This window comes from Pantoea agglomerans NBRC 102470 (assembly GCF_001598475.1).
GTDB classification, from domain to species: Bacteria; Pseudomonadota; Gammaproteobacteria; order Enterobacterales; family Enterobacteriaceae; genus Pantoea; species Pantoea agglomerans.
In genome coordinates, this window is sequence record NZ_BCZA01000006.1 from 369,526 (window position 1) to 392,140 (window position 22,615).

24 protein-coding genes are annotated in these 22,615 nt (G+C 52.2%); 16 read left to right on the forward strand and 8 right to left on the reverse strand.

Going from position 1 to position 22,615, the window contains the following annotated elements; translation table 11 throughout:
- Positions 1–110 precede the first annotated feature (110 nt).
- The 7 genes from malT (at position 111) to PAG01S_RS14325 (ending at position 6,999) form a co-directional block, all read left to right on the forward strand.
- The gene (gene malT, locus PAG01S_RS14295; RefSeq protein WP_062759195.1) at positions 111–2,813 is read left to right on the forward strand and encodes an HTH-type transcriptional regulator MalT; all 2,703 of its coding nucleotides are present in this window, start codon (positions 111–113) and stop codon (positions 2,811–2,813) included.
- A gap of 921 nt (positions 2,814–3,734) precedes the next feature.
- The gene (locus PAG01S_RS22655) at positions 3,735–3,887 is read left to right on the forward strand and encodes a hypothetical protein (protein WP_223564369.1); all 153 of its coding nucleotides are present in this window, start codon (positions 3,735–3,737) and stop codon (positions 3,885–3,887) included.
- A gap of 48 nt (positions 3,888–3,935) precedes the next feature.
- On the forward strand, positions 3,936–4,358 hold the full coding sequence (locus PAG01S_RS14305; RefSeq protein WP_010247334.1) for a hypothetical protein: 423 nt from the start codon (positions 3,936–3,938) through the stop codon (positions 4,356–4,358).
- A gap of 116 nt (positions 4,359–4,474) precedes the next feature.
- Positions 4,475–4,732 carry a hypothetical protein gene (locus PAG01S_RS14310; RefSeq protein ID WP_062759197.1) on the forward strand — a complete coding sequence of 86 codons (258 nt, stop codon included), beginning with the start codon at positions 4,475–4,477 and terminating at the stop codon, positions 4,730–4,732.
- A gap of 152 nt (positions 4,733–4,884) precedes the next feature.
- Positions 4,885–5,130 carry a hypothetical protein gene (locus PAG01S_RS14315; protein WP_022624743.1) on the forward strand — a complete coding sequence of 82 codons (246 nt, stop codon included), beginning with the start codon at positions 4,885–4,887 and terminating at the stop codon, positions 5,128–5,130.
- Positions 5,131–5,772: 642 nt separating this feature from the next.
- Complete coding sequence (locus PAG01S_RS14320; protein WP_060679078.1) at positions 5,773–6,129, forward strand: hypothetical protein; 357 nt, start codon at positions 5,773–5,775, stop codon at positions 6,127–6,129.
- Between the two features lie 384 nt (positions 6,130–6,513).
- The gene (locus PAG01S_RS14325) at positions 6,514–6,999 is read left to right on the forward strand and encodes a GNAT family N-acetyltransferase (RefSeq protein WP_062759199.1); all 486 of its coding nucleotides are present in this window, start codon (positions 6,514–6,516) and stop codon (positions 6,997–6,999) included.
- Between the two features lie 183 nt (positions 7,000–7,182).
- Here the strand turns inward: PAG01S_RS14325 and PAG01S_RS14330 are convergent, their stop codons facing one another.
- The gene (locus tag PAG01S_RS14330) at positions 7,183–8,133 is read right to left on the reverse strand and encodes an AraC family transcriptional regulator (protein WP_062759201.1); all 951 of its coding nucleotides are present in this window, start codon (positions 8,131–8,133) and stop codon (positions 7,183–7,185) included.
- 108 nt (positions 8,134–8,241) lie between these two features.
- Here PAG01S_RS14330 and PAG01S_RS14335 point away from each other — a divergent pair, with 108 nt between their 5' ends.
- Positions 8,242–9,465: an MFS transporter gene (locus PAG01S_RS14335; protein ID WP_062759202.1), complete on the forward strand. Its 1,224-nt coding sequence runs from the start codon at positions 8,242–8,244 to the stop codon at positions 9,463–9,465.
- Positions 9,466–9,720: 255 nt separating this feature from the next.
- Positions 9,721–10,161: a GNAT family N-acetyltransferase gene (locus PAG01S_RS14345; protein ID WP_062759205.1), complete on the forward strand. Its 441-nt coding sequence runs from the start codon at positions 9,721–9,723 to the stop codon at positions 10,159–10,161.
- 97 nt (positions 10,162–10,258) lie between these two features.
- Here the strand turns inward: PAG01S_RS14345 and PAG01S_RS14350 are convergent, their stop codons facing one another.
- On the reverse strand, positions 10,259–10,807 hold the full coding sequence (locus tag PAG01S_RS14350; RefSeq protein WP_062759207.1) for a GNAT family N-acetyltransferase: 549 nt from the start codon (positions 10,805–10,807) through the stop codon (positions 10,259–10,261).
- 293 nt (positions 10,808–11,100) lie between these two features.
- On the opposite strand from PAG01S_RS14350, the gene PAG01S_RS14355 reads away from it, so the two are divergent.
- Entirely contained in the window at positions 11,101–11,556 is a 456-nt protein-coding gene (locus PAG01S_RS14355) for a GNAT family N-acetyltransferase (RefSeq protein WP_170933459.1), read from the forward strand.
- A gap of 167 nt (positions 11,557–11,723) precedes the next feature.
- Here the strand turns inward: PAG01S_RS14355 and PAG01S_RS14360 are convergent, their stop codons facing one another.
- Positions 11,724–12,215: a GlcG/HbpS family heme-binding protein gene (locus PAG01S_RS14360; RefSeq protein ID WP_062759208.1), complete on the reverse strand. Its 492-nt coding sequence runs from the start codon at positions 12,213–12,215 to the stop codon at positions 11,724–11,726.
- A 5-nt stretch (positions 12,216–12,220) separates the two neighbouring features.
- The gene (gene uraH, locus PAG01S_RS14365) at positions 12,221–12,631 is read right to left on the reverse strand and encodes a hydroxyisourate hydrolase (protein ID WP_010247303.1); all 411 of its coding nucleotides are present in this window, start codon (positions 12,629–12,631) and stop codon (positions 12,221–12,223) included.
- A gap of 136 nt (positions 12,632–12,767) precedes the next feature.
- On the opposite strand from uraH, the gene hprR reads away from it, so the two are divergent.
- Positions 12,768–13,448 (forward strand): response regulator transcription factor HprR, encoded by a 681-nt coding sequence (gene hprR / locus PAG01S_RS14370; RefSeq protein ID WP_062759210.1) that lies wholly within the window; start codon positions 12,768–12,770, stop codon positions 13,446–13,448.
- Positions 13,441–14,799: a heavy metal sensor histidine kinase gene (locus tag PAG01S_RS14375; protein ID WP_062759211.1), complete on the forward strand. Its 1,359-nt coding sequence runs from the start codon at positions 13,441–13,443 to the stop codon at positions 14,797–14,799. Before hprR ends, PAG01S_RS14375 begins: the two co-directional genes overlap by 8 nt.
- A gap of 262 nt (positions 14,800–15,061) precedes the next feature.
- Here PAG01S_RS14375 and PAG01S_RS14380 read toward each other — a convergent pair whose 3' ends face one another.
- Positions 15,062–15,355 carry a DUF1330 domain-containing protein gene (locus PAG01S_RS14380; protein ID WP_010670299.1) on the reverse strand — a complete coding sequence of 98 codons (294 nt, stop codon included), beginning with the start codon at positions 15,353–15,355 and terminating at the stop codon, positions 15,062–15,064.
- A gap of 385 nt (positions 15,356–15,740) precedes the next feature.
- Here PAG01S_RS14380 and PAG01S_RS14385 point away from each other — a divergent pair, with 385 nt between their 5' ends.
- From PAG01S_RS14385 to yfiB, 4 genes are all read left to right on the forward strand, one after another.
- Positions 15,741–16,649: a LysR family transcriptional regulator gene (locus tag PAG01S_RS14385; protein ID WP_062759213.1), complete on the forward strand. Its 909-nt coding sequence runs from the start codon at positions 15,741–15,743 to the stop codon at positions 16,647–16,649.
- 144 nt (positions 16,650–16,793) lie between these two features.
- Positions 16,794–17,354, forward strand: a complete 561-nt coding sequence (yfiR, locus tag PAG01S_RS14390) for a regulatory sequestration protein YfiR (protein ID WP_062759215.1) — start codon at positions 16,794–16,796, stop codon at positions 17,352–17,354.
- A 1-nt stretch (position 17,355) separates the two neighbouring features.
- The gene (gene dgcN, locus PAG01S_RS14395) at positions 17,356–18,564 is read left to right on the forward strand and encodes a diguanylate cyclase DgcN/YfiN (protein WP_010247285.1); all 1,209 of its coding nucleotides are present in this window, start codon (positions 17,356–17,358) and stop codon (positions 18,562–18,564) included.
- 2 nt (positions 18,565–18,566) lie between these two features.
- Positions 18,567–19,040, forward strand: coding sequence for an outer membrane lipoprotein YfiB (gene yfiB, locus PAG01S_RS14400; RefSeq protein WP_062759217.1), 474 nt, complete (start codon positions 18,567–18,569; stop codon positions 19,038–19,040).
- Positions 19,041–19,198: 158 nt separating this feature from the next.
- On the opposite strand, the gene iolG is transcribed toward yfiB, so the two are convergent.
- The 3 genes from iolG to PAG01S_RS14415 all read right to left on the reverse strand — a co-directional run bounded on the left by iolG (position 19,199) and on the right by PAG01S_RS14415 (position 22,593).
- A complete protein-coding gene (gene iolG / locus PAG01S_RS14405) occupies positions 19,199–20,209 on the reverse strand; it encodes a bifunctional inositol 2-dehydrogenase/D-chiro-inositol 1-dehydrogenase (RefSeq protein WP_010247281.1) in 1,011 nt (336 codons plus the stop codon).
- Between the two features lie 9 nt (positions 20,210–20,218).
- Positions 20,219–21,046: a TIM barrel protein gene (locus PAG01S_RS14410; protein WP_033773887.1), complete on the reverse strand. Its 828-nt coding sequence runs from the start codon at positions 21,044–21,046 to the stop codon at positions 20,219–20,221.
- Between the two features lie 98 nt (positions 21,047–21,144).
- On the reverse strand, positions 21,145–22,593 hold the full coding sequence (locus tag PAG01S_RS14415) for a sugar porter family MFS transporter (protein WP_010670306.1): 1,449 nt from the start codon (positions 22,591–22,593) through the stop codon (positions 21,145–21,147).
- Positions 22,594–22,615 lie beyond the last annotated feature (22 nt).

Here is a 22,615-nt window from a genome sequence, read left to right on the forward strand (position 1 = left end):
TTAGTTAATGGGTTTGCTTGCATTCATCTGACGAAATGCTGAACCTGTGTAAGGAATAATTACGAAGCGTAAAATAATGATGCGCTCGACAAATGGAGAAACGCGCGCCCATGTTAATACCCGCTAAACTCAGCCGCCCGGTGCGTCTTGAAGGCACTGTGATTCGGGAGAGATTGCTGCAAAAACTCACCGCTGCCGGTAACTATCGGCTGGTGCTGGTCACCAGTCCGGCGGGCTACGGTAAAACCACACTGGTGTCGCAGTGGGCGGCAGGGAAAAGCGATCTGGGGTGGGTTTCTTTAGATGAGGGCGATAATCAGCCGGAGCGCTTTGCCGATTACCTGATCGCTGCACTGCAACAGGCCACCCACGGTGGCTGTCCGCGCAGTGAACTGCTGGCTCAGAAGCGGCAGTATGTGAATCTCAACGCCCTGTTTTCTCAACTCTTTATCGAGCTGGTGGAGTGGCAGCAGCCGCTATGGCTGATCGTTGATGACTACCATCTGATTACCAATCCGGTGATCCACGACGCTATGCGCTTTTTCCTGCGCCATCAGCCTGAAAATCTGACGCTGATTCTGATGTCACGTAATCTGCCGCAGCTCGGTATCGCCAACCTGCGGGTGCGTGAGCAACTGATTGAGCTGGGCAGCCAGCAGCTGGCTTTTACCCACCAGGAGGCGCGACAGTTTTTTGACTGCCGACTGGCGGCCCCGCTGGAAAGCGAAGAGAGCAGCCGACTCTGTGATGATGTAGCGGGCTGGGCCACTGCGCTGCAACTGATCGTGCTGTCGGCGCGACAGGGTGCCAGTTCGGCTCAGCATTCCGCCCGGCGTCTCTCTGGCATTAATGCCAGCCACCTCTCCGATTATCTGGTTGAGGAAGTTCTGGATAACGTCGATCTGCCTACCCGCCATTTCTTACTGAAAACCGCGCTGCTGCGTTCAATGAACGATGAACTGATCGCCTGTGTCACCCGTGAAGAGAACGGCCAGATGCGGCTGGAAGAGATTGAGCGTCAGGGTCTGTTTCTGCAGCGCATGGACGATTCCGGCTGCTGGTTCAGCTACCATCCGCTGTTTGGTAACTTCCTGCGTCAGCGCTGCCAGTGGGAACTGGCGGCGGAACTGCCTGCGCTGCATCGGGCTGCGGCAGAGAGCTGGATGGCGCAGGGCTTTCCCGGCGAGGCGATTCATCATGCGCTCGCCTCTGGCGACGCCACTATGCTGCGGGACGTGCTGCTGAAGCACGCCTGGACGCTGTTTAATCAGAGCGAACTGCCGCTGCTGGAGAACTCCCTGAAAGCACTGCCGTGGGAGATGATGCTGGAAAATCCAATGCTGGTACTGCTGCAGGCGTGGCTGATGCAGAGTCAGCATCGCTTCTCCGAAGTCGACAGTCTGCTGGCGCGTTTTGAACAGGCCAGCCGCTGCGAGATCGACGCAGCACTGCGCGGTGAATTTAATGCATTGCGCGCCCAGGTGGCGATTAACGATGGCAATACCGATGAAGCGGAGCGGCTGGCGAAAGTGGTGCTCGATACCCTGCCAGCGAGCCGTCACTACAGCCGCATTGTGGCAACCTCAGTGCATGGTGAAGTGATGCACTGCAAAGGCGAGCTGGATGATTCACTCAAACTGATGCGGCAGACCGAACAGATGGCGCGGCGCGATGAAGTGTGGCACTACGCCCTCTGGAGCCTGATTCAGCAGAGCGAGATTCTGTTTGCTCAGGGCTTTTTGCAGGCAGCCTATGAGATCCAGAGCCGCGCCTTTGTGCTGGTCGACGAGCAGCACCTGGCGCAGTTCCCGCTGCATGAGTTTCTGCTGCGCATCCGCGCTCAGTTGCTGTGGGCCTGGGGACGACTGGAAGAGGCGGAGCAGGCGGCCCGGGAAGGCATCAAAGTACTGAACGGTTTCCAGCCGCAGCAGCAGATTCAGTGTCTGGGTTTGCTGGTGCAGTGCTCACTGGCACGTGGCAATCTGGATAACGCCCGCAGCTACCTGAACCGGCTGGAAAACCTGCTGAACAATGGCAACTGGCACAGCGACTGGATAGCCAATGCCGACAAAGTCCGGGTCATTTACTGGCAGTTGACCGGCGACAGCCAGAACGCCCGTGACTGGATGCGGCAGACGCCTAAACCCGCCTTCGCCAATAACCATTTTCTGCAGGGACAATGGCGGAACATCGCCCGCGCGCAAATCCTGCTGGGTGATGTCAGCCAGGCGGAAGTGGTGCTGGAGGAGCTGAATGAGAATGCCCGTGCCCTGCGCCTGATGAGCGATTTAAACCGTAATCTGCTGCTGCTGAATCAGATCTACTGGCAGACCGACCGCAAAGCGGAGGCGCAGCGTGTCCTGATTGAGGCGCTGAAACTGGCGCGCAGCACCGGTTTTATCAGCCATTTTGTGATTGAAGGCGAGATGATGGCGCAGCAGTTGCGGCAATTGATTCAGCTGAATACCCTGAATGAACTGGACAGCCACCGTGCCCGGCGCATCCTGCTGGAGATCAACAAATATCACCGTCACAAATTCGCCCATTTCGATGAAGGCTTTGTCAGCCGGTTGCTTAACCATCCTGACGTGCCGGAGCTGATCCGAACCAGTCCGCTGACGCAGCGTGAATGGCAGGTGCTGGGATTGATCTATTCGGGCTACAGCAACGATCAAATCGCCGGTGAGCTGGCGGTGGCCTCCACCACCATCAAAACCCACATCCGTAATCTCTATCAGAAGCTGGGCGTCACCCATCGTAGCGAAGCGATGAATCAGGTGCAGTCGCTGCTGAAAATGATGGGATATGTCTGACGACAGGCGTTTACAGGGGCGGGCTTCAGCCCGCTCTGCCGCATGTCAGCACACCATCGAAACAGGCGGTCTTTATCAATGGGAAGCGGGGCAGTTACTTTACTGCGCAACATGCAGCTCTGATTTGCCGGATTTCGGGCCCTGATTTCTTCCAGCCGGTGCATAAATATCGCATGCATCAGCGCGTTACGGGCTTCACCTTTATTCAGCCCCGCGAGGTCCCGCCTGCAGCAGTTAGGGTAGTGCTTCCTGAAATTACGGATTTCTGAGGTTCAGGAAAATTAATTCTGAGTGGTTAAAGAGTGTCCCCTTACCATACCTCTTAAAAGTCAGATGAATTATAGAAAATGATATATGCTTTTGCTTTTTTTTGAGTTCAGGATTGTCATTCCCTGCTTATGAAAAAAGTGCCTTAATAAAAATGCAATATGTATTATTTCATGAAAAGAGTAAATTGTTAGCAGAGTAATTACTAGCCTTTAATGTCATTAGCTATTAACTAGTTAGTTAAAAAATAGCATCCCCGAAAATTTTTTTTAAAATTAAACGAAAACATTATAAAACAACGAAAAACGTTTCATTACACTCCATAGTTTTTATTTTTTAGATAATTTACTTTTAATGAAATAGCTCATTAGCTATGGGGTGGGCCAGCGATTATCTCATGTATTTATTATCTTTAAGGATGGATTATGAGACATAAAAAATTAACGCTTGCTTTGGCTGTTTTTGTCCTCTCTGCGGCGCGACTTGCAGTCGCTGCACCGTTACATAACCAACCGTTTACGAATCACTCCCCACAGACCTTCTTACTTGTCGGCGATGCTAATGGAGGTGACGGCGGCAACGGGGGTTCTGGTTCTAATTCTCCTGGTGGCCCTGGCGGCGATGGAGGAAATAACAGCGCCAGCGGTAACGGGAATGGCAGCGGTAATGATAACGGCACTGGCAACGGCTCCGCTAACGGTAATGGTTCCGGAGACGGTGACGGCGGCGGTGATGGTGGTGACAGCGGTGGCGATGGTGGTGGTGGTGATGGCGGCGGTGCGTAATCAGGCTGCAGAATCTAACTAAAAATGGTCGCCTCATGAAGGCGGCCATTAATTAAAGGATGAAACTTCTATGTCAAAGCTACACAACACGCTGATTTTTTTTCCACTATCTGCAGGGCTGCTCCTTTCCCTGCCGGTATTCAGTCAGACACTCCCGCAGGACACTATTCAGCTGTCTGCCTGTGAGAGCCTGAACGGACAAGATGGGAACGGCAGTTCGCCTGATGGAGAAAGTGGTAAAGACGGCGTGCCCGGTACAGGCTGTCTGAACGGAGGTAACGGCGGTAACGGTTCTGCTACAGGTGGTAACGGCGGAAATGGGGGAAATGGGGCAGGCGCCGCGACTGAACCCTACCATAAACACCACAAACATCATAAAAATGGACAGGGTAGCGCCAATGGTGGCAACGGGGGTGATGGTGGTTCAACTGACAATGCGCCCGGAGGTGCTGGCGGTGATGGAGGTAACAATGACCAGTCAGAACATCTGTAAACGATACCGTACCCTACTAAGGTGCTCCACTCTGATACTGGTGATTTTTACACACTACGGTTATGCCTCTCCGGCCTCCCCGATTCCTTTTCCTGATTCCTTATCACTGATTTCTGATGGTGGAAACGGCGGGGACGGTGGTCCGGGCGAAAACGGAGGGGATGGCGGTAACGGCGGTAATGCTGGTACAGGCTCCAACTCAAATGGCGGAGATGGCGGAGATGGCGGAAATGGCGGCACTAACGGAGCCGATGGAGGGGATGGTGGCAACGGAGGAAGCGGGAACAACTCATCCGGTGGTGATGGTGGTGATGGTGGTGATGGTGGTGATGACGGTGATAGCGGTGATAGCGGCGGCGGCATATAAGTCATAGCGCAGAGGATGATATGAAAAACCTTCTCATGAAAGCTGTATATCTCATTATTCTCACCTCAGCATTACTGAGACCTTTCATGGTCGTACTCACGGTAACCTCTTCTCTGGCGGCCGGAATATTCAGCACTGCGGCATGGGCAGACGGCGACGGTGGCGACGGTGGTGACGGTGGCGGTGACGGAAACGGGGGAGACGGAGGGAATGCTGGTTCTGGCAGCAACGGAAATGGCGGCGACGGCGGTAATGGTGGTGAAAACGGAGGAAATGGAGGGAACGGCGGTAATGGTGACGGATCAGGTAATGGCGGAAACGGAGGCGATGCGGGTCCTGGCGGCGTCGGCGGGCAGGGTGGCAGTGGCGGGAATGAGGGAGGACATGATGGTTCTCCCGGGATGAGTGGAGCTAAATAGTTATCCCTATGCCGTTAACGTGGTCTGCCGGAGGTTAATTACCCCGGCGACTTCATGCATACAGACTAAGCAGACAGCAAGGCAATGCTGAGACACCGGGTTGCCAGGCCTGAACTGCAAAGCCGGTGAAGTCATATCAGTCGTTTTTACCGGCACCAGTAAATCCCGATCTTCCTTAAAAGACATCGCATAGTGTCAGCCTGAGTGATGGCAGTTTATCCGGCACCACCCAACGATCCATTTCCCGCCCGGCCTCTGCCGACTCCTGTGACATAACCCCGGCCTCTTCTGCAGGGGAACGGGTTGAATCGCGGCATGCTGGTCACAGATGTTATGTTGCATTAGAGCTGAAAGCCGTTCTTATCAGGCCAGGATATTAAGGATCGCAACATAAAAAGAAGATACAGGCGGTGAGTGTCCGCTATGAGCAAGGAGCGGACGTTCCGTTCTTAATGACTGACTGTTACCATTGCATCCAACATAGCACCCGGCTCATCCAACCTTACCCACAACAAAAATTAATATCCATAAATCAGCTCTATACACGTATGACATCACCAACTCCTCAAGTCACAAAATATTTTGCCGATAACGATTTTTTAACGATCCAAAGTCCTGGAAGACAGATATGAATAAATTTGTTTATTGTATGATTGCTTTGTTTTTTTCCGGTTTATGTTCCGCAGCTGAAGATTTAGGCTTGGGGACATATTTATGTGATGTCCGGATAACCAGCTCTCATACAGAGACGCAGCTTTTGCCAAAAGCTGCTGTCGTTGAAGACAATGGAAGTAACTACAAAGTGAAAATGCTGGGTAATGAGGTAGCATCCCCAGCGCTTGAAAGTGTCATGGGTGGTATTAAACAGCAGGCTACTGTTAACGGAATAACCTTCGTAAGACGTCCTAATTACGATGATCGTTTTATCATCGAAAATGCGCATTCCGGCTTCTTTTATAAAATGAGAAACTGCAAAAAAAACTAATATTTTTTCAGCTGATGCTTTAAGCATTAGTATATGATGGCTTTTAAATTAATTGTGTTTTAAAAGTCCCTGTTTACTATATTATCTTGATTGTGAACCTCATATCTTTGCAGCCATGTTATGATTAAAATGCTTCGACAAATTGCTGTCACCTATTCGGCCGATGAGCAATTTAAACTGCTATCATGTCCGTATGCCTTCCAGTTTAACGTTCAAGCTGTATTACCTTTGTATTGATTTCTGGCAACAGCAATGAGGCGGGCCAGACTAAGTTCAGATTTATGTCCGCTATGAGTGAGGAGCAGCCATGACCCCAGGGATGGTTTGAATAAGTGATATCCCTTTACCCGTTTTGAGCTGATGCTTTTCTTAGCAGGATGCTTTATGTTGGTCACACTCATCCTGCAGGGTATAACCATGATAAAAGTAGAAAAATCAGATCCATTCTCTTCAGAATCCCATCGTTTAATCGAAATGCTATCAGCAGAACTTGCCGCTATTACTGGTGATAACGGCAAAAGCAATTTCACCACCCAAGCAATGGGTGATGACAAAGCTTTATGGGCATTAGCAAAGAATTCTCAAGGCAAAGCTGTGGGATGCGGTGCTATACGACCATTTACCCAAAATATAGCCGAGCTTAAAAGAATGTTTTCAGACCGAAGTGAGTCAGGGATTGGTGGTACTTTACTCACTTTCCTTGAAAAATCAGCAAAAGAGATGGGATATATCGAAGTTAGGCTGGAAACCCGCCACATCAACTATCGTGCTGTAAATTTCTACATGAAAAATGGTTATGTCCCTATTGAGAATTACGGCCCATATATAGGCAGGACAGAAGCTATCTGTTTCTCAAAGGCATTGCGCTGACTATATTAATTGGAACTGACGTCTGCTCCTGTCACAAAGTGGACTGTCATCGGGCTGATGACCGCTATATGCCAGTAGCGGACACTGTTTTTAATGTGATTCATTTTGTTCTGCACTTCCTGGAGCACAAAGGAAGTAAAACTACGTAGCGATTATTGCTATCCCCGCTAAGGATAAAACCCATTAGCTAAGCAAACGAACCGCGCCTGGAGACTTACCCGTTACACGCTTAAAAGCCCGGCTGAAAGCAGCCTGAGAGGAGTATCCCAACCGTTGCGATGCGGTGTCGACGGTGATGTTTTCTGACGACAGCCAGCGGACAGCGAGATGCATCTTTACTTCTGTTGCATACCGTAGCGGTGGGACGCCGATGGTGGTCTGAAACCTTTCGGCGAATGCGGAGCGGGATATATGCGATTCGGCAGCGAGTTCTGCCACGCTCCAGTCCCGGCCCGGTTCGCGATGAATCGCCAGGATGGCCTGAGCCAGACGCGGATCGCGCAGTGCTGCAGCCAGGCCAGGGCTATTGCCGCAACCATCTTCCACCCATCCTCTGATAAACATCGCTCCAGCCACATCGGCAAGCCTGGCGAGAATACCTGCATAGCCCACGCGTCCGGAGCATATCTCACGCTTCATCGCATCAAGTATATGCATGAGTCCCGGCCACTGAATCCCCTTTGCATCGGCATGCATAATTTCAGGCAGCACATCCGCCAGCCGCTGCATGCTTCCCAGATCGATTTTCATGCAACCAAAAAACAGCACAGCGCCTGGCTTTTCCTGGGTACTCGGGCAGGTATCAATCCCACTCACTTTTTCATCCAGTGGTGCCGTTTCGATATTGTCGATATCCAGCACGTCGGCGGCTGTTGCCGACAAAAGCTGATGCCGTTCGCCGTGGGGAAGAAATACAGCCTCTCCGGCTGAAAGCGTAAGAACTTCGCCGTTTGCACTATGAAGCACCATCTCCCCTACAGCGACGTAGTGCAGATAAGCATGACCGGGCCTGCTTGCGAAGTTCAGGCCAAACGTATCTCCCGTCTGGATACGCTGATATCGCACGCCGTATAGCCGCAGGCCGGAAAGCAGCTCGCTGATGAGTTCTGATGACAGAGCGAAAGATGAAGTCATATGCCTTTTCGGGTTTTGGGTAAAAAAGTGAGGGGTTTAGAGCATAGATCATCCAGCTGCGCCTGAATAGACTTCTTCTCCTGAAACGACTTTCCAGGAGACTTAGAAATGACGGATGAAACTTCTATCAGGGTTCACAAAGAAAGAGTGCAAAGAGATGAGAAAATCCAGCCAGCCTGGCTTGCGGTTTTTTCGTTAACCATGGGTGTTTTTGGCCTGCTCACCGCAGAGTACCTGCCTGCCAGCTTATTAACGCCTATTGCCCGGGATTTGGGTGTGTCAGAGTCTCTTGCAGGACAGGCCGTAACAGTGACGGCGGTGATTGCGTTATTTGCCGGATTACTGATACCGCGATTAACGCGTGCGCTGGACCGGCGCATCGTGTTGTTGAGCTTTACTGCCCTTATGATCTTCTCAAATCTGCTCGTGGCGCTCTCTTCAGGTATTGTCATGCTGCTGGCAATGCGCATCCTGCTGGGTATTGCGTTGGGTGGATTCTGGAGTATGGCAGCGGCGGTTGCGATGAGGCTAGTGCCGGAGAGGCTGGTACCGCGGGCGCTGTCGATCATTTTTAGTGGAATCGCGGTAGGTACTGTTGTTGCCGTACCGCTGGGAAGTTATCTGGGCGAGATGTCTGGCTGGCGTAGCGCGTTTATTGCCGCTGCTGCGGTTGGCGCAATCTCTTTCATTTTTCAGTGGCTGACCCTGCCCGGAATGCCGCCGGTAGTCAGGACCAGGACGGCATCCGTATTTTCTCTGCTCCAGAGGCCGGGCGTGAGCGTGGGCATGCTGGGGTGCGTGCTCGCCCACACCGGCCAGTATGCGCTGTTTACCTATATACGGCCTGCGCTGGAAGGACTCGCACACATAGACGCAAAAGGGCTGGCGTTAATACTTCTGGTGTTTGGCATTGCTAACTTTATCGGGACACTGTCGGCAGGATGGCTGATGGAACGCAGCCTGCGTTTTACGCTGATTATTATGCCTGCTCTGGTGGGAGCAGCGGCACTGGGTATGATCACTCTGCCGTTATCAATCGCCGGGCTTACGGCGCTGGTCATGCTGTGGGGGCTGGCATTTGGTGGCATACCGGTGGCGTGGTCAGGTTGGGTCGCCCGGACTCTTCCCGATGAAGCCGAGAGCGCAGGGGGTATGGTGGTTGCCGCCGTTCAATCCTCCATTGCCGCGGGTGCAGCAATAGGTGGCCTGATATATGGCCTCAACGGGGTAACGGGGGTATTCATTACAGCTGCCTGTATCATGTTCACTGCCGCGCTGGTTATTGCATTCCGGGTCAGGGTCTCGCCATCAGCTGAAGGAACGCAAAACTGACCATTTCAGTGACATTTTAAGATGTCGGGAGACCTCAATCGAACAGCTTAACATCCCCGGACCGCAAAGCGTTCCGGGCCTGCTGGCTGAGTCTGATGGCAAAGGGGCGGTTTAACTGCTGAAGCTGGTTAAATGCGTTTTGAGCGAGGAGCGGAACATAAATAGCCGTCATCTCATTGACGGTTCTGTGGCTCCTTAGAGGATATGACTGCATTATCATCAGAATTTATCTTTGTCATATATGGAGTAAGTCTTATGAGTATAGGTATAAGGCCAGCACAATTTTCTGATGTTGATGGAATTTTCTCGGTCCGAACATCTGTTACGGAGAATCATCTGAGCCGAGAAGAAATGCGAAGAATGGGGATCACCGAAAGCGTCGTGGGCGATATGATCAAAAACGACCATTGTGCATGGGTTGCCTGCGATAACGACGAAATTATTGGTTTTTCAATGATTTTAACGGATAAAGGCTGTCTTTATGGTCTTTTTGTTCTTCCTGAATACGAAAGCAGAGGTATAGGTCGCAGACTCACTATGCTTGCGGAACAGGAGTTATTCAGACATCACGAAATTGCCTGGCTGGAAACCGAAGAAAACAGCCGTGCGGCAAAATTTTACATGCAACTCGGCTGGGGTAATAAAGCAAATCTGGATGGCACTTTTATCCGGTTAGAAAAGCAACGTGATAGTTGACCTTCTTCATCTCTCATCGAGTTCCGCATTTGCATGCAGAAGACCTGCGCTCTGGAAGGGCCGCTATGAGAGCGAAGCGGACGTGGTATTCCTGGTATCATTGAAATTTTCGAGCATTCCACTCATCGCGGGTGATTTCCCAAAGCTCAGAATCCAGAAGGCCGCTGACATACTCCTTCTTAACAGTTTTGATAAGCCGCATTCCGCTAGTGACCGAAATACGTTGAGAGCGGCTGTTAAGGGCTGCTTTAGGTGCGCGTAACACCGGCTTATTCAACACATTGAACCAGTAATCTGTAGCCGCAATACTAGCCTCACGCATATAGCCCTGACCCTGATATTCCGGTGCGAGCCAGAATCCACGATTGTTATCTTCTTCATCGTAAAGACAGATCAAGCCCATGACTTTATCTGGTATCTCACGATTTCTGATAGTCCAGAACCATGCAATTCCGCTCGCCATGTCAGGCAGAGCAACGTTATTGACGTAATTCTCTGCACCATTCTCTGGATAAGGCCAGGGGACCGATGCCACCATATAGCGGACTATTTCCCAGCGGGGATAAAGCGTCTGGATCTGCTTAGCATCTTCGGCGACTAATGGTTTCAAAAGCAACCGATCTGTTGTAAGTGTGGGGGTTGGCATGGGCAATTATCCTTGGTTGTTGATGAATTCCCGATCAGATTTTGTTTACCTTACGAAAAATATGCACATACCGTCATCTGTTGCATCATGCAAAGATGGTATTACGGCTTCAGCGTCCGCTACTGGCACAAAAGGGACTGGTAACAGTCAGATGTCCGCTAAGAGCGAGAAGTGGACATTGTGCATTAGCGCTAACGGTTCAATCTTTGGATGTCAGCTCGATTCAGTTCGGATAGTTTCTCTTAGATAATGATAATGTTAAGTCTCCCTACAACATCTGGATAGGTGTGATAGTGAGTATTTCAGCGATATTTGAATGGCGTATGAATGATTTTCTGATCAGTACAGACAATGCAAAGTTGAACATACAGGCTGTGCATCAGTATTTGACGAGATCTACATGGGCAAAAGGTATAGATCTGGAAACCGTCACGGCTTCAGTAGTAAACAGCCTTAACTTTGGCATTTATCACAATGAATCTCAGGCAGGATTTGCACGTCTGATAACGGACTATGCTACTTTCGCGTATCTTTGTGATGTGTATGTACTTGAGGAATACCAGGGCGTCGGGTTGGGAAGATGGCTTATGGAATGTATTCATAGTCACCCGGTGTTTGAAAAGCTTCGTAGGATCTTGTTATTCACAACAACTGCGCCCTGGCTTTATGAAAAGTTTGGTTATGAACCGGTGAATAAGAAAAACTACGCGTGGGCTATCACACGGCCTGATATCTATACCAATAGATAAAAAAACATAACAAGCCTTTCTCAATGCCCGGCCACAGTTCCTTTGAGAGTACAACGTCCGCTTCTGGCACAAAGCAGCCGTTCTGGCGGCGACTTATCTAAACAACATGGGGAACAGTTTATTCCCCGTGTCTGGCAGGAATAATACCCGCCGCGCGTTCATCATGATTACGGTTGCTTGCTGTTACCCAGCACTTTGTTAATCGCTTCGGTCCCACATTGATCGTCGGATTCCGCGCCGCCGGTGCCCGCCATGCCGATAGCGCCGATCCACTGGCCGCGATATTGCACCGGCACGCCGCCGCCAAGCAGCAATAGCTCATTAACCGTATTCAGGTTGACGCTTTCCGGTGAGGATTGCGCCTTTATGGTCAGTTGTCTGGTCGGCGTTTTGGTGGAGAGCGCAGTAAACGCTTTACGCCATGCCGCCTGGGTGTTGTGCGGCCCCACGTTGTCATCCCGCATCAGGGTAACCAGGTTTCCACCCCGATCCACCACGGCGACGACGCCCTGACGATTTATGTTATGGCAGGCGGACAAGGCCTCCGTTGCCAGTTGATTACTCAGCGCCTGCGTCATGTCATAGACGGAGGCTGGCTCAGCAGCGAGCGCCACGGCAGGTCCGGTTGTCAGCATCAATGCCAGCAGTAAACGTTTCATTTATCTCAGCTCCCGCGATAGGTGGAATATCCGTACTGGCTCAGCAGCAACGGAATGTGATAGGTGGTCGTGGTATTGGTGATATGGAACTCCACCGGGATTTCGGGGAAGAAACTCTGCTGTTGATGTGCCGCAAAATAGTGACCGGTTTTAAAAATCACCCGATAGTCTCCCGCCTCAAAGGGCTTTGCTGGCCAAAGGGCATCAATCCGACCCTGCTGATTAGTATTGGCGGTATTCAGTACTTTCCAGCTTTCTCCCTGTTTCTGCTCAAGCATTACCTCAACCTCTGAGGCCGGCAGCCCGGTCTGCTGGTTCAGCACGTGAACGCTCAGCGGATTTTTACTGGCCGCGAAGGTGACCGCGGGAACGGCAAGCAGCGTAGTGAGGGCCAGGGCAGTGAGACTCTTTTTCATTTTTTAATACTCCGGTGTTAATCACCCCGCTGTTATACCTGTACGGTTGTTCGTTCTGCCTGTCAGAAAGATGACCATATTGTCATCTGGCGCTGAAACACTGGGGCGGTCATAAATTTCATGGCAAACTGCGCCGATGAAACTATTGCTGATCGAAGATAACCAGAAGGCGAGCGCCTGGGTGCGTAAGGGGCTGGAAGAAGCGGGCTATATCGTGGATTACGCCGCAGACGGCCGGGATGGCCTGCATCTGGGGCTGTCACATCCCTACAGCCTGGTGATACTGGATATTATGCTGCCGGGAATGGATGGGTGGCAGGTGCTGAAAACCCTGCGTACCGCCAGTCAGATTCCGGTAATTTGCCTGACTGCCAGAGACTCGGTGGATGATCGGGTGAAAGGGCTGGAACTGGGGGCCAATGATTACCTGGTTAAGCCGTTCTCTTTTGCGGAGTTGCTGGCTCGGGTAAGAAATCAGCTCCGACAGCAGCAGCCGCACAGTAGCGTACTACGGGTGGGCGATCTGGTGCTGGACTCAGCGCGCTTTCAGGTTGTGCGTGACGGTGTCACTCTTGCACTGACGCGCAAAGAGTTCATGCTGTTATGGCTGCTCGCCAGCCGTAACGGTGAGATTCTGCCGCGGACGCTGCTGGCCAGCGAAATATGGGGCGTTAATTTCGACAGTGAAACCAATATCGTCGATGTTGCTATCCGCCGCCTGCGCCGTAAAGTCGACGACCCCTTTCCTAAAAAGCTCATCACTACGGTAAGGGGCATGGGATATTGCCTTTCAGAAAAAGGAGGCGAGGGTGACTAGCCCTTCTCTGACGCTGCGGCTGACGGCAATTTTTACGCTGATCATGGCGATGGCCTGTGGCGGCATCAGCCTGATTCTGTATAAAGCGTTACGCAGTGAACTGGTCTGGCGGGACGATCAAACGCTGATTAATCGGGCGGCGCAGTTAAGACAACTGCTTGAAGATGGTGCCCATCCCAGCTCGCTGCCGCTCTACTTCAATCGGATGGTCGATATCCATCAGGACATTCTCAGCATCCGCTCGCAGCATGAGCAAAACGTCAGTATTAATCATACCGGGATAACGTTGCCCGCGATCTCGCCCACGTCGGTCAGCACGCCACCCAGTGAGAAACAGCTGCACCGCTGGATCAATGCGGATAAGACGGAAGCGTCGGCGTTAAGCCTGCAGGCAAACTCCTCGCTCGGGCCGGTAACTATTACGCTTGCCCGGGTCGCGCGGGAGCGAGCACTGATGCTGGAGCGTTATCGCCAGCAAAGCATTCTGGTTTCACTGGCGGCCATATTGCTGTGCGCCGCAGTCAGTCCGCTGTTGATTCGCAGAGGGCTAAGGGCGATCGGCCGGTTAAGTAAGATCGTGGCAGAAACGGCCAGTGACCGGTTAAATCAGCCCGTGCCGCTTCAGGCTATCCCGCAGGAGCTGCTACCGATTGGCAATGCACTTAACGCTATGCGTCAGCGCTTATCCACGGACTTTATCCGTCTGACCCAGTTTGCCGACGATCTGGCCCACGAAATCCGCACGCCCATTAATGTGTTACTGGGCCAGAATCAGGTCGCGCTGGGTCATGAACGCTCAGCCGCTGAATATCAGACGCTGCTCGAAGGCAACATTGAAGAGCTTGAGAGTCTCTCGCGTCTCACTGAAAACATTCTCTTCCTGGCTCGCGCCACGCACCACAATATCAGACTCAATAAACAGGACTTCCTGCTGCAGGACGCGCTGGAATCGCTGATCGACTTTCTTGAACCGGTTGCGGAAGAGCAGGAGAAGGCCATTGAGCTGAGCGCCGCAGGCAGCCTCACCGCGGATAAAATGCTGTTCCAGCGTGCGATGAGTAACCTGCTGATCAACGCCATTCGTTATTCGCCAGAAAAAGGCACGATTCAGGTCAGTACCTGTCATCACGCTGACTACGTTGAGATTGAGGTGTTGAACGCGGGCGAAGCGCTGGAGGAGCCTGAAAAATTATTTGAACGCTTCTGGCGGGGCGATAACGTCCGTCATACGGCCGGAAGCGGGCTGGGACTGTCGCTGGTACGCGCCATCGCCGCTTTACATGGCGGAAGTGCTTACTACCGGCATGAGAACGGGCACAATATTTTTGGCCTGCGCCTGCCCCGAAAGTGAGTGTCTGTACGAAAACTTTATCGGTGCGGCTTTAATGAAAGCAGAGGGGGATGGAAGCGATCTGCGGAAGTCATAAAGTCAGACACAGCCACCCCCTTGCCTGTTACACGCTACCTAACCGGCACGGTGGTCACGTAGCGTCAATTACCAGAATATACCTTGTCACTTTCTCGGGTAAATCCCGGCACCACTGAGCATACTGGTGACATCCTGCGGGCCCCAGGTTCGCTGGAGTCTGCATCGGCACATGACGGTGAAGTGTTTAAAGGCTTGCCCCTTCAACCAGCACAAACGTCCCGTGCGCAGCCCCTGCACGCAACAGCCTGGCAGCCTGATACGCAGGGCTTTCATAAAAACCTTTGGCTTCGGCAAAAGATTCGAACTCAAATACCACATGCCGTTCATGCGCCTCTCCCTCCAGATTTTCATACTGCCCTGACCAGGCAACGATCTTCGGATTAAACGCCTGCATGGCTTCGCCTGCAGCTCTGGCATAGTCAGCGTATGCGACAGGGTCCGATACGGTCACGTGAGCGATTAAATAACCTTTGTTCATTTCTCTTTTCCTTCCTGACAGGGGGGTGAAATCCAGCGTAAGGCAGCGCGACTGGCGTTAACCAAATCCGGAATGGGGGCTAAGTTTTCAAATCTTCCTTCGGGTCAACGGATTGAGTGGTGAGTAACAACCTTTTCACTGAGTGCTTCCCGATACCCTGAGCAATGTTTGCCGCGGAACCGGCAGTGTTCTGAGACAGTGCTTATGTACACAAATCTGCATGGCAGTTCGCAACGGCGTTGAGCCTTTCAGAAAGACGGTTCACCTTCATAACGTTCAGATCGCGTTCTGTAATATCCGCGGTGTGAAAGCAGTCTATTACCCATTAATATGGTGATAAATAACGTAAGAAATAACGCACTGTTACTCTGAAGGGGAACAATGAATGAAAAACCTTGAGGCGCTGATTATTTTTGCACGCGTGGCGGAAATGAAGAGTTTTACTCAGGCAGCTGAAATCCTGGGTATTCAGAAAGGACGCGCCTCATTAGTGGTGCGCGAACTCGAAAGGGAGACAGGCGCCACGCTTCTGCATCGCACCACGCGAACAGTGCAGTTAACGGAAGATGGACGGGCTTTTTACTCACGCGCCCGCGATCTGCTATCGGAAGCCGAAGAGTTACAGTCCATGTTCTCTCACGATGGGATGTCACTGCGGGGCAGGATACGCGTTGATATGCCTGCCGTGCTGGCACAATGCGTGGTAATCCCCGCGCTGCCTCAGTTGCTGGAGGCACACCCTGAACTGGAGATCGAGCTTTCAAGTACCGATCGGCGCGTTGATTTAGTTCATGAAGGATTTGATTGTGTCATCCGTCTGGGGCCAATCGTTGATGACACGCTTATTGCTCGCCCGCTGGGGCAGCTCCGCATGATTAATGCCGCCAGTCCGGGCTATCTGGCGCGCTTCGGAGTACCGCAGACGATTGATGATCTGCTCAATCATGGCCACCAGATGGTCCATTACCAGCGGAGCTTTGGTTCGAAGCCAGATGGCTGGGAGTATCCGGTGGATGGCGGCTACCAATTGCTGATGTTACCCGGCGCCATAAGGGTAAATAGCGTACCGGCCTATCATGAGGAGGGACTGGCCGGGCTGGGCTTGATTCAGGGCGGTTACTCCACGCTGGCGCCCTATATTGAGCGCGGTGCGCTGGTTGAAGTCCTTACCGATCTGTGTCCTGAGCCGCTCAGTGCCTCTTTTGTTGTCGCACACCGACGAAATCTGTCGCGGCGTGTCAGAGCCTTTATGCACTGGACAGAAGAAATTTTAAAACCTTATTTTGACAGATAGCACAGTGATTCTTACGCCAGATAAAAGTACACCAACAGGGTATGTGGCGAACCAAACCAGAAGTACAAATTTAATCACCGCTATGCTAATATTTCCGCGCTTATTAAGGCGTCCTGCCATGCGTAGAATTTTTGGGAACGCAGTATGATCGATAAATATCAAATTCATCATGACGTCCATGTGCTGCTTTTCATACGCCACATCTGCAAACTCGTTTATACGGGACTTATTTTGCTGCTGCTTATTCCTCATATTGCCAGTGCCGAAATAAAAGATGGCAAAGCCAATGATATCGTCAGTGGTATTATCAGCTTCACCCAGTGGACGGGCTTAAAACAACCGCCTCAATTATGTATTTTTTCTTCAGCCCGGCATCTCTCCTTGCCGGACTCTGCCTCCTCGGCGGCAGCCACATTCACCGTTGTTTATCTTGCCAGCGCAGGCGACCTGCCGTCGCACAGATGCGACGCCGTCTATTTCGGCGATCAGACGTCACAACAGCAGGTGGACCTGATTCAGCAGTTTAAGGGCAGAGCCGTCCTTACCCTCGCGGAGAACAATGCGGATTGCACGCGGGGCGCCGCGTTTTGCCTGATTTTTCATCCGGGCCACACGCTTTTTTCCGTTAACCTTGATTCGCTTGCCAGAAGCGGTGTCAGGGTGAGTCCGGACGTGCTTTTGCTGTCCCGCGAGAGAAGCGAATAAAATGAAATTCGATAAATTAAGAAATGACAAATCATCGATACGCAATAAACTGCGAAAAATAAGCACCATCAACGCTGCGGTGATATTACTGTTGTGCTGGCTGTTGCTCTCTTCGACGTCGCTGCTATTCATTAAAAATTACGAGAAGCGAAACCTTGAATTAATCGGCGCAACCCTCAGCACCACGCTAACCGCTGCGACCGTTTTTTCCGACAGTTACGATGCGCACAATAAAATTGCACGGCTCGGCAATGAAGGGATGTACGCGTCTGCGAAACTGGTCACTAAAGATCAAATTGTTCTGGTCAACTGGCATGCTCAGCAGGAGCAGACGGGCTGGTATTCGCGGTTATTACGTGAGTGGATTTATCTTAAACCGCTTAACGTCAGTATCATTCACTCTGACGTTGCTGTCGGTACATTAACGCTGGAAGGCACCGTGACCGGCGCGGTGAGTTTCATTCGATACTCCTTCATGATTCTGACCAGCGGTATGCTATGTGTACTGATTATCTCCCTTTTGCTGAGTGAATTTCTGCATCGGGGTATGCTCGCTACACTGCGCAACATTACCAGCTCGATTCACTATGTGATTCATTCCGGTGATTTTTCCTTGCGTATACCGGAGAGCACGACGAGTGAGTTTCAGCTATTTTCAGATGATCTCAATTCGTTGCTGAGGGAAATGCAATCGCTAAAGGCTTCGCTTATCCGAGATAATCGCTCGCTGGCAGCCAAAGCGCTGGAGGACCCGTTAACCGGTCTTGCAAACCGCAGCGCCTTTGCTGCTCACCTTTCCCGGCTTCTCGACCAGCAATATGCTGAGGAGCGTTTTGCCTTACTCTTTCTTGATGGCGATCGCTTTAAAAGTATCAATGATAACTGGGGCCATGCCGCCGGGGATGAGGTATTAAAAGCGATAGCAGCACGCCTGCTATCACTGGCATCTGAACAGGATCTAGTCGCCCGGTTAGGTGGGGATGAATTTGCCATGCTGGTGAGCAGTCAGGTCAGTGAGGAGCAATTACAGCAACTCATGCAGGACATCCATGACCTCATCATGGAAAAAATCATCCTTGCAGAAGGTACGCCGATAAATACCTCGGTTACCATTGGCTACGCCTGGTCACAACACGGCGATACGGTTGAGTCTATTCTCGAACGCGCTGACATGAATATGTACAAAAATAAGCGAACAAATAAGGCTTAAAGATGAAAAAAAATATTTCCCTGATGCTGCTTATTTTGGCGCTGGTCGGTTGTCAGTCTAAAGAACGTTTTAGTGAGGCGCAGATCGCAGCGATGAAGCGTGCGGGATTCACTCAAAATATGGAAGGCTGGGGATTGGGCTTATCAGATAAGATCCTGTTTGGTGTAAACGAATCAGAACTTACACCCTCCAGCAAAAGAAATATTCAGGGGATGGCAAAAAACCTGGCGTCGACCGGTATTAAGCATGTGCGAATTGACGGGCACACCGATAATTACGGCAAACCAGATTATAACCAACAGCTGTCGCTAAAAAGAGCTAACGCAGTCGCGGCACAGTGGGCGGAAGGGGCTGCTATACCGCGCGAAAATATTATCACACGTGGATTAGGCATGAGTGCACCGGTTACCAGTAACAATAGTGCACAGGGACGCGCGCAAAATCGGCGTGTGGCAATTGTGATAACTGCGCCGTGATAATGAGTTAACAGTGGGCAGTGCTGCACGCTCAGGCCGGTATGACTCAATATCCTGCCTGGGGGCTTTATCCGGTTACCGATGATGCGTGAAGAGCCGCTGGAAAAGATGAAACGCAGAGGAAAATGCACGGCGGAAGCCGCCGTGCAGTGTTGCTATCAGCGATAAAACGCCGGTCTTGCTGGCATACTGACCGGCACAATTTCACCGGAAGTCTGGGCCGCGACGCAGGCATCAGCGGCCACCGCGGCGGCGTAACCATCCCAGGCGGAGGGACCGGTCATCTCACCGCTGATGACGTTGTTGATAAATGCCTGCAACTCCACGTCATACGCATCGATAAAACGCTTTTTCCAGTCAGTCAGAATGGTGGTGGAGAGCTTAGCCGCGCTGCGCAGCTGCACAGAGACTGGCTCCGGCAGACGAGCAATGCCGCTTTCACCCACCACTTCACACTGAATGTCGTAACCATATTCACAGTTCACGAAGATTTCGACATCAATGCGCGCCCCTTTGGTCGTCTCAAGCAGCACGATTTGCGGATCGCGCAGATGTGACGACGCCTTACGGGTTTTACGCGGGAAGATCACCTGCACGCTGGCATAATCATCATCCAGCAGCCAGCGCAGCACATCGAGTTCGTGGATCAGCGTGTCGGTTATCGCCATGTCGGTGGTGTAGCTGTCGCCCACTTCCGGGTTGCGGTGTGCGCAGTGCAGCATCAAAGGCTCGCCAATTTCGCCGCTGTCGATCACCGCTTTTAGCGCGCGATAGCCGCTGTCATAAGGGCGCATAAACCCGACCTGCACCAGCTGACGTCCTGCCTTAATTTCTGCTTCCACAATGTTCATGCAGCCCTGCGCGGTAACCGCCAGCGGTTTTTCGCAGAACACCGCTTTACCCGCCTCAATGCAGGCCAGCACAAAGGCTTCATGCGTCGGGCCCCAGGAGGTGACCAGCACCGCATTGACCTGCGGATCGTTAATCAGATCGATAGCATTGTCATAAATACGCGCTTCCGGCGTCAGCTCGTTAACGATTTGCTGGCAGTTTTCACGGTTGATATCGTTAAGCGCCACTACGCGCGCATTCTGTAACACAGTGCTGCAACGGCGGATGTGTTCGCGACCGATTGCGCCGGTGCCGATGACGCCAATATTAATAGTCATGATAATTCCTTAAGCTGAGTGGTTTAACAGCTGGATGCTGTCGCGAATTTCGCGGGCAATGTCCGCTTCCTGCCAGCTGTTCATCACTGAGGAGAACGGCTCAAAGGCGTAAAGGCCGGTGTAACCCATCTTCTCCAGTCGCTCGACCTGCTGCTTACTGCGCAAGCGGTCGTCCGCGCTGAGCATGATGCGTTCTTCGTCGGTTAGCTGATTAACCGGGCGCGGGTCGGTGACACCGGAAAGGTGAACCAGACCGATCTGCTGAATATCGATCTCCTGTTCGAAGGTCTGTTCCGCATCTTCAAACAGATGATGATGGAAGGTATCGATCAGCAATCTGAATGGCACACCCGCTTCATGGATCAGCGTCTGAGCCTGAGTTGCTGAACGCAGCGAGCTTTGCGGAAAGCCCAGCGGTTCCACCAGCCCCTGAATACCTGCCTCAGCGAACAGCGGGGCCAGGGTTTTCAGCGCGCTTACGGTGTCGGCAGCGCTGATCGGCGTGCCGTCATTAAGCGGGCAGAGCACCAGCGATTCAGCGCCGACCGCCTGCGCATCACTTAACAGCTGGCGGGTGCGTTGCAGCACCTCTTCATTCAGCTGATTAAAGGGATAGAGCGCATTGATGGTCACAATCCGGATGCCTGACTCACGCGCCAGAGCTTTTACCTCGTCGCCGCTGAGATCGTCGGTGACGCGGCCGCTGGGCATATCATTACGCAGTTCGACATTATGGATACCGAGCTGGCTAACCAGTTTAAAAAACTGCGGAAGGGTGAGGCTGGGCGCAATTTTACGGTTGATACAAAAGCGCGCGTTGGGAATATTCAGGCTCATAACAATTTCCTTGAATGTAGGGGTACAGTGTTAATAGCAATCGGGTAGTCAGCGTAATGCTGCGGGCCGTGAGTTATTTAATACGGACGTTTCAGGCACTATTTTTTGCCGTTGCCGTTATAAAGCGCATAGAAATAGTGCTCGACCTGCTCAAGACTTCTTCCCCGGGTCTCGGGAATAAACTTCACAACAAAAACAGAACCGCCGATGCCGATAGCCGCGAATATAAAGAAGGCTCCGGCCAGACCAAATGCGGCTAATAACAGCGGGAAGGCCATGGAGATGGCGAAGTTGGCGATCCACAGTGAGAAGACAGCGCCACCCATACAGATGCCACGCATCCGGGCGGGGAAGATTTCCGACAGCAGCAGCCAGGTAACGGGTGACAATGCGCCCTGCTGGAAGCAGAGAAACATCAGCATCCCCGCCAGCACCAGATAAGCCCGCAGCAGGTTGACCGTGCCGTTGAGGTATTCCGGCATCAGCCAGCAGACCAGCCCGATAAAGAACAGGCAGCAGGTGCAGCCCATCTGTCCGATTAACACCAGCGGACGGCGTCCCACTTTGCCGATTAACCAGATGCCCGCCAGCGTCATCACCACTGAAATCACGCCATTGGCGATGGTGGCGAACAGCGCGGCATCGTTGCTCAGTCCGGCGGCGGTCAGCATGGTGGGGGCGTAATACATAATGGTATTCACCCCGGTCAACTGCTGGATTGCGGCAATACCCACGCCCAGCAGGAAGATTTTCATCAGCCAGGGTGTGGCGAGATCGCGCAGGCGGCCTTTGCCACGCTGACGGTTCTCTTCAATGGTTTCCTCAATCTCTTCCAGCTCCCACTCGACATCTTCGGCGGCACGGGTTTTTTCCAGGACCTCGCGCGCTGCCTGACTGCGGCCTTTCATTACGTGCCAGCGCGGGGTTTCAGGCATAAAAATCATGCCGATCCAGAGCAGAACAGCGGGGACAATCGACAGCGCCAGCATCCAGCGCCAGGTATTTTCGCCGCCCCAGATATCGTTAAAGGTGGCGTTGGAGATGTACGCCAGCAGCTGACCGCTGACGATCATCAGCTCCTGCAGTGTGACCAGTTGGCCACGTTTGTTGGCGGGGGCGATTTCTGCGATGTAGACCGGCACGGTCGCGGCAGCACCCCCCACGGCAAAGCCCAAAAACAGCCGAGAAGCGATCATCCAGGTGACATCAGGCGCCAGCGCCGAGCCGACAGCGCCAAAAGCGAAGATAAGCGCCAGCGCAATGATAATGCGTCGTCTGCCGAGGCCATCAGCCAGATGACCGGCTGCCAGCGCGCCGAAGGCTGCACCAAACAGCAGGGAGCTGGTGACCAGCCCGGTAGTAAATGGGGTGAGATGCAGATCGCCGCGCATAAACAGCAACGCGCCTGAGACCACACCGGTGTCATAACCAAACAGCAATCCACCCAGGGTGGCGACCAGCGCAATAATCTTCACAAAAGGCTCGGTGCGGGTGGTGCTATTTGGACCGGATGCCGGGTTCGACGAGATATAAAGTTCTTTTTCCATGAATACTCCTGGTAATAACGGC